Here is a 14,705-nt window from a genome sequence, read left to right on the forward strand (position 1 = left end):
CTAAAAGACTTCTGTTGTCTGGATAAAATCTAAACGGACATGCAAAATGGACTACGCTTACTAAACATTCTAGAATAGATAATCGTAAATAAAATGTCTTTGGAAACTAATACTTAATGTTTCAAATCCTTAAAACCCTGTTTGTAATATAAATAGGAGATGAATTGCCACAAAAAGGCAGGAAGATTTTAAAAAGGGTGTAGTAATAATTGGAAATAAATCTTTGAGAAATTGGTAAATACCAACTATCAAGTAAACTGTATTTTTCAGCAAAAAAATTATTCGAATGTCCATCTTGAATTTCATCACAACTCAAATGTTCTTCATCTAAATCTAAATCAGCATACTCAATTACGACACTAGCATGATCTGCAATTGTAATTTTTACTTTCTGGTTTTCTGAAAGGTTAGAGATTAATGAATCGTATATTATATTTTCAGGAGTATTTGCATGAACGGAACTCCCTCCTAAAAGATGGAAACATAAGTATACTAAAAATACAATTACTCTCATTGGCGCCAAAAGTAATAAAACTATTGAAAGAAAAAAATATGAGGTTTGACAAATAAATGTTAATATATCTTTTCAAGGTAATTCACCTTCCAATTTATATTTTCAAAAAACAGGTTATGAGATAGTTAAATAAATTAAAAATTAACCACCTTCTAACAAATGTATACCAATCTCCCAATAATTAATACGTAAAGACAGGAATTAAGTTCAATTCAGATAGCAAAAAGACCCTCTGAATTCATTTTCAGAGGGTCTTTTTTTTGGTAAATCATATAAAGTTAAATTGAAGAATAAATTGCTAATCCTAAAAGTGATCTAATCCAGATGGTAAAATTTTCGAATTAAATAACTCAAAACAACATATAATAAAACTGCAACCACCGCAAAAGAAACTATAAAACTAATCAGATTGATTACAATATTAGGAATAAACTTCAATCTGGGATGGGTATAATAAGGCTCACGATGTAGTCTTTCGTGAATATTTTGTTTTACTATTTTGATTTTCTTTTTGATAGCAGGGCTTTTTAAAGATGCTCGTTTTAAGTACTCTAAAGTACCTAATTAAATCAACATAAATCAATTAATATGTACTTTTTTTAAAATAAAGCTTGTGTCAATTACTTGGTTTTAAAACTGATTTTACAAATTTTCTGCTTGAAAAAGATCGATATCAAATTCCCAATCGATATCATTTTTATACCATAATTGCCCCTCAGCAACATCAAGCGGACAGTCAAAATTATTCGTATAAAGTGCGCCGGTTCCTAATCCTTGCGGCATAGAATTATGTTGCAAAAAAGTCCATTGTGCAATAGCATTTAATCCAATATTACTCTCTAAAGCCGAGGTAATCCACCATCCAATTCCATGCTTTTCAGCCAGCGAAATCCACTCTTGAGTACCTCGAAATCCACCGATAAAACTGGGCTTCAAAATAATGTATTGTGGTTTAATTTTTTGAAGTAATTGTTCTTTCTCTGCCACTGTAAACACACCTATCAACTCTTCGTCAAGCGCAATGGGGAAAGGAGTCGTTTTACACAAATCTGCCATCCTGTCAGTGTTATTTTTTTTAATAGGCTGTTCGATACTATGTAACTTAAATTCAGATAATTGATTTAATTTATCTAAAGCTGAATTTTCACTAAAAGCTCCATTCGCATCTACCCGAATTTCTACTTCTTCGGGGGTAAAATGTTGCCGAATAAAACGCAACAATTGAAGTTCTTTATCAAAATCTATAGCACCTATTTTGAGTTTAATACAACGGAAACCATCTGCTAATTTTTCTTCAATTTGCTGCTTCATAAATGACTCCTCACCCATCCAAACTAATCCGTTTATTGGAATCGATTTTGTGCCATTTGTAAAGTCCGATGGAAAGAGTAAAAAAGGAGTTTCACTCGCTAAAGATTGAAACGCCATTTCCACTCCAAATTGTATCGAAGGAAACTCGATTAAAGCATCCCAAAGTTGGTCTTTTCCTAAATGAATATGAGCACAAATCCATTGCAATTTCTCTTCATAATCCGGTCGGTCATCAATGCTAAGAGTTCTCAAAATACCGCACTCACCAATTCCTTTTTTACCATTTTGTTCCAAGATTATAAACCAGGTTTCTTTTTCGGTCATAATGCCGCGAGAAGTTCCTGACGGTCGTTTGAAATTAAGAATATATTTGTGATACGTTGCTTTCAAGAAATTATGAGTTATGAGTTAATTTAAAAACGGGCAAACAATTCAATCTGTTTTAAAAAGGCAACTATTTTGTTATCATTTTTAAAACTCTTTCAAAATTTTCATTTTGTATACCAGCTTGCTTAAAGGTTTCGAAATCTATATTTATTTTTTGAGTCCAACTCAAGCTGTCAGTAACATTTTGAGATTGGTATTCTTTATAAATGGCCTTAGCTGATTTGAAATTATCATTCAATAAATAAGCATGCGCTAAATTTAGTTGTATCAATAATTCTGAATCATCCAATTTTTCGCCTTCTTGAAGGAATTTAACAGCTTTTCCGTATTGTTTTGTCAACAAATAACTAGTTCCAATGGCGTTATAATCTAAAGCATTTGCTTTGCCGTCATTAATAATTATCGCCCATTTAGTAATTGCTTCACCATGCTTTCCTTGTTTAGCCAAAACCGAGGCTTGTTTGCGCAAATCCGAATAAGTGGCGTTAGAAAGTCCTGTTTCGCCAAAACAACTATTACCAAAATCCTTGAAAGCTTTAGAACGTTCTATAGCCAATAATTTTTGAAACTCCTGAAATGTGTATTTGTTTTGAATTTTATCAAGAATACAAACGCAAAAATCATCTGAATTGGTCATTTTTTGTGCCAAATTTGAAGTCTTACATTGTTCAATTATGGATTTTCTGTTTTCAACAGTCCAGCCTTTACTGAGTTTATTATCGACCCAAGGAACAATTTCTAAAATGATTTTCTGCTTCATAATCCAATTCTTGCTTTCAAAACCAAACCAAATAGCGTTTGAATTTACTTTTAAACAAGTTGATTTATCTACAGAAAGACGTTTGGCATCTTTACTGACCGGCGTATCTTGAACTAAACAAGCTTCATTGGTCTTTCCTGTTTTCTTATAATCCGAAGCCAGTGTTCCGTTTGAAAAAATAGCATATTTACAAGTATCATCTCCCGAAATTTTTGACAGAATAAAAACGGCTCCAGCAGAACCTTGACTAATTCCTGTTGGATCTGGAATGGCTTTTAAAACCGAAACTAAACTGCCGGCCATTTGCTGATTTTCGTCTAAAAGTGTGATTCTGTATACAATTTCAGTGGTTCCTGTAGGCAAATCATCTGATTTTATAACGATTCGGTCTCTGGCTGAAACAACAATCTCTTTGGTAGTGGCGCGTTCTTTGTCCCAATACCCGTCTTTTTGTGAGAAAACAATGGTTGAAGTCAACAACAATAAAAATAGAATAACGAAATGCTTTTGTGGCATGATTGAAAAACGTTTATTAAAATGAACCAAAAAGGTAATTGGGTATTTATAGCCTAGCCCAGATAGTAGTGAAAATCCTTTATTGCCGGCGTTCGGCAATAAAGATTGTAACGAATAGCTGGATTAAGCTCCTAATTTTAGACGATAAAATTTATAATTCTATGGAATCTCCGATTTCGAGCAGCATTAAATCTTTCCCTTTGTCGAAAAATTTCTTGATGGCTTCCTCGTGATTGATTTTGATGTAACCAAAGGTATCGTAATGAATTCCGAGAATTTTATCGCATTCCACAAAGTCCGAAGCGATAATGGCGTCATCGATATCCATGGTGAAATTATCACCGATTGGGAAAATTGCTAAATCTAATTTGGTGCGCATCGGGATGAGTTTCATGTCCATCGTAAGCGCTGTATCTCCAGCAATATAGATGTTTTTGTGCTCGCCTTCGATGACAAAACCACCAGGATTTCCTCCATAATTTCCATCGGGAAAAGAACTGGAATGAATGGCGCTGACGTATTTTACTTTTCCAAAGTCAAAATTCCAACTTCCACCGTGATTCATTGGATGGGTTTGAAAACCTTTTTTGGCATAATAACCGGCAATCTCAGCATTTGAAACGATTACTGCATTGGTTCTTTTGGCAATGGCTTCAACATCTAAAATATGATCGCCGTGTGCGTGTGTCAGGAGAATAAAATCAGCTTTCAACGCATTAATTCCAATGTGATTGGCTTGTGGATTTGCCGAAATATAAGGATCAACCAAAATGTGCTTTCCACTTACTTCGATACCCAAAGAGGCGTGACCGTAAAATGTTATTTTCATTGTTTTTATTTAAAAAATGGAACAAATTAATTTTGAATCTTCAATTATTTTTTTGGATTGAATTGTACTAATATCGATTAACAATCAAATCCGAAAAAAAGAAAATCATACACAAAGCCAATAGCACAGAAAGCGCAAAAGTACTTAAAGCTACTTTTTTTAATTCTGGATCTAATGCTCTAGGGTCTTGGTTCTTATAAACGTTTACCAAATGTTTAGTTAAAGGAATATAAGCAACTAAAAACAAGTACTGATCAAAATGAAAATCACTTAGAAGAGCAAAAACCAGAATCAAAACCATTGCTGCAACAATCAGAAAGTAATGATATATTTTAGCATTTGCCGCTCCCATTTTTACTACAAGCGTATTTTTTCCCGACTTTCTATCGGATGCTTCATCTCGCATATTGTTCAGGTTTAAAACGGCAACACTCAAAAATCCGATGGCGGTCGCCGGTAAAATTAACACTAAATCCAGTTGTTTAGAATATAAAAAATTGACTCCTAAAGTGCTTACTAAACCAAAAAATACGAATACAAATACATCGCCAAAACCGCGATATCCATATGCTGAATTTCCAACAGTGTATCGAATTGCAGAGGCGATAGCCAAAATTCCCAATACCAAATAAAATAAAGAATACCCCAAATTCGTATCTCTAAAGGCATAATAAATTAATATAATCGCCGAAATCAGCGTTAGCACCGATGTGAGAATTATAGCGCGCTTCATAGATTCCGGTGAAATAACACCACTCTGAATAGCACGTTTTGGACCAACTCTGTCTTGGTTATCGGTTCCTTTAATTCCGTCACCATAATCATTGGCAAAATTGGACAGAATTTGCAAACCAAGTGTCGTTAATATAGCAAACCCAAAAAGTCTCCAATTGAAAACTTCAGTTGGTGTGAGCACATTATCTGTTGGGTGTGCCAATGCATACATACTTCCCACTATAATTCCGGAAACGGATAAGGGCAATGTTCTTAATCGTGCGGCTTCAATCCAATGTTTCATTTTCTTTTTTATTAAATTGTTTATTCGTTTTAAACAGCATCACATCCAGTTGCTGTCTGACGTTTCTATTTCGTATAACCAAAGGTTTACGTGTTGTTTTATTTTTGTAAAATCACCCAACTGAAAAGCAACATTACCTCCGGCGGTATGCAAAATTACCGAACCAATATTTAGGCTTTTATGCCAAAACAATTGCGTGGTGGTAATTGCTTGAATCTTGCATGGTTCTATAATTTCATTACTGATGTCCCAAGCACCACTTTGCTTGATTATAAAATCATTCGTTATGAAAAGCCTATTGTTTTTAAATTTAAAAAACTGAATCAAACCAACAAAACCAACATAAGCCGGAACCCAATAATCAACAGAGGGAAAATGAGCAATGATAAAACTCCTTACCAAATAAAACACAAACAAAGGTAATCCTATTGTGATAAAAATCGAAAAAATAAGTTTGCGAAAATTGGATTGTAATTGCACTCCTTTTTCGGGAATTTTATGAAACAACAACTTCAATATCGCATGCTGTTCTGCGACGTTGCAACCCGGAATTTCAATAGCGGATTTACGTTCTTCTTCTTCGCCGCTGGTAGCTTGTTTGATTTTTATTTCTAGAATATTCATTTTCTTCTGAAAATAATTACTCGTAACTGTAGTAATTTGGACCTTTTCGGGTTTAATGATTGTGCTTTTGGTATTCAACAAGCCAAACGAAAGTAGTAATGATCCTTTTTGTCTTGTAATTTTATAATCGAAATAGCGAAACACAATTCGGACCACATTAACAATCAAAACAATTCCAAACAAAAATACGATTGAAATTAAAACCGTTTGCAATACCAGATTAGCATCAATATATGCCCCTACTTTTTCATTATCGATAACCTTATTATCACCAAAATGATTCAGATTTTCATAAATTGTAGTAAAAAACACCAGCAGTAAAGCAATACTTTTTTCATAATTTGAAGTTATTCCCACTTTCAACAAACTCAGAAAACTTATTTTTATAAAAGGATGTTCTTCAATAGTAATTTTTTCCTCAGGTATTATATCCTGGATAGCATCGATAGGAAAAATTGCTTTTACCTCATTGTCTAATAAACGAGATTTTAATGCTAAAGCCAATTCGTGAGAAATTGCTTTTATAGAACCTTCCTTTTTATTCGTTCCGGCGGTATCAACAGCTAATTCATAAACGCCTATTATTTTTTGAATAAAAGACTGATTGATGTTTACTTGTTGAATTTTATTAAGCTGAATAGCCGTTTTGGTTTTGTTAAAAACACCTTCGGTAATGACAAATTCCTCGTTTTCGGCATCCAAAAAGAAAGTGAAATTTAAGTATTTCAAATACGAGACAACACCAATTAATCCAAACAGTCCGAAAACGCCCAGAAATAAATACCATTTATTAACCTCGTCAAACTTGAAAATCCAAATTACCAAGATGGGCCAAAACGCTCTTGCATATTGCTGAAGCGCATAAAAAAACATAACCCAAATCCCAACTATGGATTGCCGTTGAGGCTGACTAAAATCGGCTTTCATTAGAGTTGTTTTTGAATTTTCCCCATTACTAATTGTTTGATGTTTTCGGCTTGCTCTTTTTCAATTCCGGGAATCTCCATGTCGCTGGAGCTTCCTCCTGCCGTAAAGATTTGAATTTTTGCCAAGCCAAAATAACGAGAAACCATTCCTTCATGTAAAGCGACATGTTGTATTCTGTTATAAGGAATTATAGTTGTATTCAAAGCAATAACTCCGTGCCTGAAAAGCACATCGTGTTCTCTAAAAGCAAATTCTTTTTTCCTGAATCCAAGGATAGAAAACCCAATTATCAAAGCAAAAAGTATTGGCTCCACTACTCCTAAAATAAACCAAATCCTCCCTGAAAACACTTCTGGTTTCAAAACCGAAAAAAGTATCGGAGCCAGAATAAGAAGTCCGATAATCAATACCAAATTGATTATAACTACCTTAAAATATTTTGAATCTAATTTTGAAAACAGCACTTCTTCGAATTTAGGAAGCTGTGTTGTGTCTATAGTTTCATTCGTAAAATTCTCCATTTATAAATTTTAGTTTTAACCATAAAATACATTCGATTTGATTCAATTCTTTAGAACATAAACACAAGAACTGTTCTTTGAAATTAAATTATGGCAACCATTTTTTCTCAAAATTCGGTTTTCTTTTCTCTAAAAAAGCATTTCTACCTTCTTTGGCTTCTTCGGTCATGTATGCTAAGCGAGTTGCTTCTCCGGCAAAAACCTGCTGTCCTACCATTCCGTCATCGGTAAGATTCATGGCGAATTTCAACATCTTAATAGAAGTTGGTGATTTTGCCAAAATTTCTTGTGCCCATTCATAAGCCGTATCTTCTAATTCTGCATGCGGAATAACTGCATTTACCATTCCCATATCCATAGCATCTTGAGCAGAATAATTACGCCCTAAAAAGAAAATTTCACGGGCTTTTTTCTGTCCTACCATTTTAGCTAAATACGCCGAACCATAACCGCCATCAAAACTGGTCACATCAGCATCTGTTTGTTTAAAAATAGCGTGTTCCTTACTGGCCAATGTCAAATCGCAAACCACATGCAAACTGTGTCCGCCACCTACAGCCCAACCAGGAACTACAGCAATAACAACTTTTGGCATAAATCGAATAAGTCGTTGTACCTCTAATATATTCAAACGGTGTTGTCCGTCGTCCCCAACATATCCTTGATGTCCGCGGGCGTTTTGATCGCCACCACTGCAAAAGGAATACACTCCATCTTTAGAGGAAGGACCTTCTGCCGAAAGTAAAACTACACCTATAGACGTATCTTCCTGCGCATCGTAAAATGCCTGATACAATTCAGAAGTAGTTTTTGGACGAAAAGCATTACGCACATCAGGTCTGTTGAATGCGATTCTGGCTACACCATTGCATTTTTTATACGTTATATCCTCAAATTCTTTGACAGTTATCCAATCCATTATAATCGATTTTAAATTATTTAGCGTAAAAATAAATCATTTTTTACATTTTATCTATTCTATTTAAGAGAAGCTTAAGGTAATACTCCTCTTATTAAAGCCTAAAATATGTTAAAAAAACAAAAAAAATCAGGAAATTAATCAGAGACAATTGAATTAATTATTATCTTTAATCATGTTAATCAATAGAATATGACCTAAATTCAATTTGATTTACATTGGAGATTTTTCACTGATTTATTAACCTTAAAAAAAACATTTTTGATTCTATTTAAAAATTTTGTCGCTCCTTTTTCTACGGTAATAATAACTTATAAAAATATTTCAAATACCTCGACAAACGAGATAATGTTAAAATCATTTGCCCCAATAGCAAAAAAAATAAAGTAACACCACCTACGGTTAAAAAATAAAATTCATTTTCTCGCTCAACTCCAAAGTTGCGCACAAAATAATTATTTTAGAGAAATGATTTTTTCAAAAGATACACAAAAACCTAAGGCTTTAATGTGAAATTGATTCGTAGCTACAAGTAAATGTTTGGACATTTAATGACAAACCGTTTATTAAAGTAATTTGCGCTTAAGTCAATACATTAAAATAGTATAGAGCATACTATTAGCTATAAAAGCGAATAAATAACTTTGATTTGATTTTATTGTTTTTTTAGCATTGCTGAAACAGCAGTAAAAAGAGAAAGACTAATCGTTATGATTAGTCTTTCTTTTTTTTATTCCTTAACAAGATATATTCCATCATCCTTTATCTCAATCAATTTTTCACGATACAAAGCACCAATCGCTTTCTTGAAAGTTTTCTTGCTCATCTTCAACACCGTTTTTATATCCTCCGGATGCGAATTATCAGTAAGACGCAAAAAACCGCGACTGGCTCTTAATTCGTCCATAATTTTTTCGGCATTCGGTTCAATACTTTGGTATCCTTGTATTTGCAAGGCAACATCTATCTTATTATCAGGTCGAATGTTCTTGATATACCCGCGCATTCTATCTCCGGTACGAATCGCATCGTCGTACACTTCATCTTTGTACAACAACCCTTTGTGACGCTCATTAATGATAACATTAATACCTATTTCGGTAATGTGCGAAACAATCAAATCAACCTCTTCCCCTTTTTCAATCATTAACGCATCATTATTCAAAAACTGATTCGTTTTGCTTGATGCAACCAAACGATTTGTTTTTTCGTCCATATAAAGATACACCAAGTAGCGTTTTCCTTTTTCCATCGGACGCGCTTGCTCTTTAAAAGGCACCAAAATATCTTTCTCCATTCCCCAATCCATAAAAGCACCAATCTGATTGATATAATTTACACGCAAAAGTGCAAACTCATTCAACAAAATATAAGGTTCTAAGGTAGTAGCAACAGGACGTTCCTCATGGTCTAAATACACAAAAACAATAAGCTCCTCACCTATCTCAAACTCGTTCGGCACGTATTTATTAGGCAGCAAAATGTCATGTATTCCTTCCGGATCTTTTTCGGGATTGCCCAAAAACAGACCCACTTTAGTATCCCTTAATATCGTTAACGTATTGTATTTTCCTATTTCAATCATTTTATTTCCATTTGTAAAGTGCAAATGTACGAAGATTGGAAATAGTAAATCAGTAAACCGCCTACAAAAAACAAGCCCAGAAATCGGCGTTTTTTTGTTCTGGGAGCAGACCCATTTATTATTTCATCACCAATCGTCCTGCTGTACGCAGTATCTTTTTTATAAACGCACTGCTTTCAGAGTTCAAAACATCCAAAACCTATTAAGCGTTTACAAAAAAGGATACTTGCTGCCATCAGGGCTAAACGAGAACATTTTCTTTTTCAGAACTCACAAAATCAGCTTTACTACAGTAGTGGTAATTCAAAAAACGTTTTATTATTTGTAATCTTTTTCTATTTATTTTAAAAAAACACATACATTTACCTTCTAAATGAGTTATCTTATTATGAGGAATTTTAGTTTTCTTACCCATACTTTTTTTTTAATACTTTTTACTTCAATTTGTACTTATGGTAACACCATCAAAATAAATCCCCACAAAGAAATACACCCTCTAAACGGATATCACAAAGACCAAGTTGTACTGCTAAGCATCGATTTTAATTTTAATAATGACGGTACTTGCTCCGGCACACCCGTAACTTTTACACCCACTGTAACCGGAGATGCTCCTTTTACGTATCAATGGGATTTTGGAGACGGAAATACGTCTAATAGCAGCAACCCAACACATACTTTTACCGCACTGGGTTGTGGATTTCAAAATTTCAATGTAAAACTAACCGTAACCGATGCTAATAACGTAAGCAAATCGGTAACAAAAGTTATTTCTGTACAACAAAAACCAGATTTAAAGTTTGTGAATTTAAATGCGCCTTCTGGATCCAGCGCACCTTTTGAAAAATGTGGAGACAACAATTCAGATCTTCAATATACCATTAATGTTGGAAACAGTTCCAGTTCTGCTTCCTGCATCACTTCCTACACTGTAGATTGGGGCGATGGCGCTATAGAAACTAACGTTAATTTTCCCAGAACACACACCTACATGAAGTTAGGGTCGTTCAATATGGTCGTAACAGGAATCCGAAATAATGGTTGCAATAACTCGATTACCTATGTAATTAAGAACTCCAACAATCCAATTGGAGCGCTGATTGCTCCCGGGAATACCACTAATTTTTGTACCCCGGTTGCCCCGATGGATTTTGCCATAGGCTCATGGGCACTCAATCCTTCGGACACAAAATACCAAGTTGATTATGGTGACGGTACTTTTATAAATTACACTCAAGCACAACTGGAAAGTTCTTCTTATTATAATGCTGTAAATCCGCCAGCTTCTTTGAACTTCCCAATACCACATACTTTTACACGATTTAATTGTCCGTCAGGAAACACCGTTAGACTTACAATAACCACCTCCTGCGGAAGTACTTACCTCACAGCCGGCCCCATTATTATCTTAGATGTGCCTACAGTAGATTTTAACGTAAACAGTATTGTATGCGCAAATACGTACACGTACTTTAACAATACAACCGTTGCCGGATATACAAATGATTGTAGCACCTATAATGTGTATACTTGGGATTTCGGGGACGGAAGCGCACCTTCCAGAGAGGTTAATCCTAGTCATCTCTATGCCTTACCCGGCAAATACAAAATAACTTTATCCGCCGAAACACCCTGCGGAAAAGGAACTTCTGTTAGCAAATGGATTTGTGTTGAACCCATTTTACAACCCAAATTTACCTACGGAAATGCTTGTGCTTCCAGTAATGTACAAATGACAAATACTACCGATACCAGTTTGAGTTGTGGAGCCGAAAGTTATTATTGGGAAGTAATCAATTACATTGAAGGTTTTTGCGGAAAAGGAACAGCGCAATGGAATTTTGCAAATGGCACAGGCCCATTTTCTAAAAATCCTGTTTTTAATTTTATAACTGCAGGAACATATACTGTTCGATTAACCTCTAGGAATTCTTGTGGAATAGACCAATCCATTACACAAGCGATACAAGTAAAAAAACCACCGATTACCACATTAAGCCCCATTTCGGATTATTGTAATTCGGCAACAATCAAACCAGTTGGAACAGTCGTAGAAAGTTGTTCACCAAGTGCTGAACTCACCTACCTTTGGAGCTTTCCGGGAGGAACACCCGCAACAGCTACAACGCTTAATCCCGGATCAATAAACTATTCTGTGAGTGGGAATTATCAAGCTACTTTTAGCGTGACTAATAGTTGTGGCACGACTACAAAAACAGCAAACTTCTCTGTTAATTTAGTACTTTCACCAATAATAAAACCAAAATTATTAAAAATTTGCAGTGGCGAAACCTTTCAAATTACACCAGTCACCAATACAACCGATAATGTGCCTGCAGGAACTACTTATGTTTGGTCAAATCCTACAATTTCACCTTCTGGCTCGGTGAGTGGTGCAACGGCACAGTCGTCCCCGGTAACAACCATTACTCAAACATTAAAAAACAATACAAACAGTCCGGCAACAGTAACATATACTATATCGCCCATATCTAAAGTATGTCCTGGACCTAACTTTACCATTACGGTAATCGTTGAACCATTGATAAATGTAGCTGAAACTATAAAAAGCAGTACCTGTTTTGGGTCAAATGATGCAGCTATCAGTATAACTGTGACTGGCGGAACTCCTTTCACGACAGGTAAGCCAAATACTATTTTATGGACTGGCCCTAATGGATTCACTAGTAGTAATGAAGATATTACTAATTTAAAACCCGGATATTATAATTTAAATATCAACGATAACGGGAATTGTCCTTTTACAAAAAACTATTATGTCGGTGAACCGGGGCTATTCCAGTTTTCAGGAAATAAAAATGATATCAGCTGTTTTGGGTTAAATGACGGAAAGGTTACGCTAACTACAACCGGAGGAACGCAATCCTACACTTATGTTTGGACAAAAAACGGAAATCCTTATGCCACCACCGAAGACATTACTAATTTAGCACCCGGAGTTTACGATGTTGTCATTACAGAAGCTAATAACTGTAACATCCTTAAAGGCAGTTATACTATTATTGAACCGCCTTTATTAGAAATCAATCTGGTCAATCAAGTTGATATTCTTTGTTACGGAGATCATACAGGTGAAATCAACATAAATGTAACCGGAGGAAGAGCTACTCAATCATCACCAGGTGTTTTTAATTACAATTACAGCTGGTCAGGACCAAACGGTTTTCAAAGTTCAAATAAAAATTTAAAAAATGTAGCCGCAGGTACCTATAACTTAACTGTAACGGATAATTCGGGTTGTACGGATCAATTGCAAGTGATTTTACTTCAAAATGATGAAATAAAATTAGCCTATACTAAAACCGAAATAGCTTGTTACGACTATGCAAATGCCTCTATTACGATTAATAATATTACAGGTGGAATTCCATTTACAACCGGAGATCCTTATCTTATAAAATGGAGTAATTTAGGAACAGGTCTGGTGCAAAATAATTTAACCGCAGGAACTTATATAATCACCATCACCGATGCTTTAGATTGTGTCAAACAATTTACCATAATCATAGATAATGCACCTGTTTTTACAATTAATCCAGATGTAAAACAAATCTCTTGTTTTGGCGAAAAAGATGCTCATATCCGATTAAATCTCATTGGAGGTAAAACACCTGTAACTTTAGTTTGGGATGATGACGCAACTGCAGGAGTAGAAAGAAATAATTTAGGTCCGGGAAAATACAGCGTAACCATTACAGATTCGAAATCATGTATTATAAAAGAAAGCTTCATCATAATTGAGCCTTTACTATTAGAATTAAAAGCAACCGTTTCAAACCCATTAGATTGTTTTAATGCCAATACCGGCGCAATCAATTTAGTAGTGACCGGTGGTACTCCTCCTTTTATATACTCTTGGTCTAACGGCGCTTCAACCGAAGACTTAAACAACCTTCCACCCGAAAATTATACCGTAACCGTAACCGATGCGAATGGTTGTAAAAAATTAGAAACCTGGAAAATTACTCGATTTGAACAACTGACTCCAACAGTTGAAGTGATAACCGATTTTAATTGCGATACTAAATATGTGCATCAGACTTTTATTGGCCATGTCAAAGGCGGAATTCCTCCTTATCAATTAAGTTGGTCTGATGGTGTTGTTACCGGCACAAATTATGAAATTATGAATACCGAAAATAACGGTCTGATTATATTTAGCGTTACAGACAGCTTTGGATGTCCAGCTGATTACACGTTTAATGTGAATACACCTGTTTTAGGCAAAGCTAACTTCACGACAAGTTCCCACGGAAAAGATGTTTATGATTTATATTCGATTTATGATCCGATTTTATTTACCAATTTAGCCACAGGAGATTTTACCAATATCGCTTGGGATTTTGGGGATGGTAATTTTTCAGATGAAGAAAATCCAAAACATATTTATACCAGAGAAGGCACGTATACCATTAAACAAACCGTAAATTATCCTTTTGGTTGCCAATACATTTATACAACTACACTCCTTGTCGAAAAAGGATACAGTCTAATCATGCCAAATGCATTTACACCAAATAATGATAGTTTCAATGATTCATTTGCACCCGTATTTCTTGGTTTAATTAATATAACGTTAGACGTTTTTGATAGCTGGGGAAGTATCATATATTCTGAAAGTGGAGAAAACATTAAAGGTTGGAATGGAAAAGTAAAAGATTTAGACGCCGAAAATGGAAACTATTATTTTAAAATCAGCGCAAAAACCTTTTACAATCATACTATAACCGAAAAAGGAGCATTCACATTAATTCAATAAAAGCAACAGTCAAA

At 34.7% G+C, this 14,705-nt stretch carries 10 protein-coding genes; 1 reads left to right on the forward strand and 9 read right to left on the reverse strand.

The annotated features are described in order from the left end of the window. Positions 1-121 precede the first annotated feature (121 nt). From O6P34_RS12455 to O6P34_RS12495, 9 genes are all read right to left on the reverse strand, one after another. The gene (locus O6P34_RS12455) at positions 122-514 is read right to left on the reverse strand and encodes a hypothetical protein (RefSeq protein WP_269684836.1); all 393 of its coding nucleotides are present in this window, start codon (positions 512-514) and stop codon (positions 122-124) included. Between the two features lie 642 nt (positions 515-1,156). After that, a complete protein-coding gene (locus O6P34_RS12460; protein ID WP_269684837.1) occupies positions 1,157-2,215 on the reverse strand; it encodes an o-succinylbenzoate synthase in 1,059 nt (352 codons plus the stop codon). Between the two features lie 64 nt (positions 2,216-2,279). Next, positions 2,280-3,488, reverse strand: coding sequence for a tetratricopeptide repeat protein (locus tag O6P34_RS12465; RefSeq protein WP_269684838.1), 1,209 nt, complete (start codon positions 3,486-3,488; stop codon positions 2,280-2,282). Between the two features lie 151 nt (positions 3,489-3,639). Continuing rightward, entirely contained in the window at positions 3,640-4,317 is a 678-nt protein-coding gene (locus O6P34_RS12470; RefSeq protein ID WP_269684839.1) for a metal-dependent hydrolase, read from the reverse strand. Between the two features lie 67 nt (positions 4,318-4,384). Continuing rightward, positions 4,385-5,335: a 1,4-dihydroxy-2-naphthoate octaprenyltransferase gene (menA, locus tag O6P34_RS12475; protein ID WP_269684840.1), complete on the reverse strand. Its 951-nt coding sequence runs from the start codon at positions 5,333-5,335 to the stop codon at positions 4,385-4,387. A 39-nt stretch (positions 5,336-5,374) separates the two neighbouring features. Beyond that, positions 5,375-6,886 (reverse strand): PH domain-containing protein, encoded by a 1,512-nt coding sequence (locus O6P34_RS12480; protein ID WP_269684841.1) that lies wholly within the window; start codon positions 6,884-6,886, stop codon positions 5,375-5,377. Next, positions 6,886-7,407: a PH domain-containing protein gene (locus O6P34_RS12485; RefSeq protein WP_269684842.1), complete on the reverse strand. Its 522-nt coding sequence runs from the start codon at positions 7,405-7,407 to the stop codon at positions 6,886-6,888. The genes O6P34_RS12480 and O6P34_RS12485 overlap by 1 nt, the downstream gene beginning before the upstream one ends. Before the next feature lie 88 nt (positions 7,408-7,495). Beyond that, positions 7,496-8,326 (reverse strand): 1,4-dihydroxy-2-naphthoyl-CoA synthase, encoded by an 831-nt coding sequence (locus O6P34_RS12490; protein ID WP_269684843.1) that lies wholly within the window; start codon positions 8,324-8,326, stop codon positions 7,496-7,498. 730 nt (positions 8,327-9,056) lie between these two features. After that, positions 9,057-9,911 carry a CvfB family protein gene (locus O6P34_RS12495; RefSeq protein WP_269684844.1) on the reverse strand — a complete coding sequence of 285 codons (855 nt, stop codon included), beginning with the start codon at positions 9,909-9,911 and terminating at the stop codon, positions 9,057-9,059. 388 nt (positions 9,912-10,299) lie between these two features. On the opposite strand from O6P34_RS12495, the gene O6P34_RS12500 reads away from it, so the two are divergent. After that, a complete protein-coding gene (locus O6P34_RS12500; protein ID WP_269684845.1) occupies positions 10,300-14,691 on the forward strand; it encodes a PKD domain-containing protein in 4,392 nt (1,463 codons plus the stop codon). Positions 14,692-14,705: the final 14 nt, after the last annotated feature.

The sequence above is a fragment of the Flavobacterium lacustre genome (genome assembly GCF_027474525.2).
GTDB lineage: Bacteria > Bacteroidota > Bacteroidia > Flavobacteriales > Flavobacteriaceae > Flavobacterium > Flavobacterium lacustre.

Coding starts and splice junctions, on each gene's coding strand:
- O6P34_RS12455 (WP_269684836.1), bottom strand. CDS start 514: ATGAGAGTAATTGTATTTTTAGTATACTTATGTTTCCATCTTTTAGGA.
- O6P34_RS12465 (WP_269684838.1), bottom strand. CDS start 3,488: ATGCCACAAAAGCATTTCGTTATTCTATTTTTATTGTTGTTGACTTCA.
- O6P34_RS12470 (WP_269684839.1), bottom strand. CDS start 4,317: ATGAAAATAACATTTTACGGTCACGCCTCTTTGGGTATCGAAGTAAGT.
- menA (WP_269684840.1), bottom strand. CDS start 5,335: ATGAAACATTGGATTGAAGCCGCACGATTAAGAACATTGCCCTTATCC.
- O6P34_RS12480 (WP_269684841.1), bottom strand. CDS start 6,886: ATGAAAGCCGATTTTAGTCAGCCTCAACGGCAATCCATAGTTGGGATT.
- O6P34_RS12485 (WP_269684842.1), bottom strand. CDS start 7,407: ATGGAGAATTTTACGAATGAAACTATAGACACAACACAGCTTCCTAAA.
- O6P34_RS12490 (WP_269684843.1), bottom strand. CDS start 8,326: ATGGATTGGATAACTGTCAAAGAATTTGAGGATATAACGTATAAAAAA.
- O6P34_RS12495 (WP_269684844.1), bottom strand. CDS start 9,911: ATGATTGAAATAGGAAAATACAATACGTTAACGATATTAAGGGATACT.
- O6P34_RS12500 (WP_269684845.1), top strand. CDS start 10,300: ATGAGGAATTTTAGTTTTCTTACCCATACTTTTTTTTTAATACTTTTT.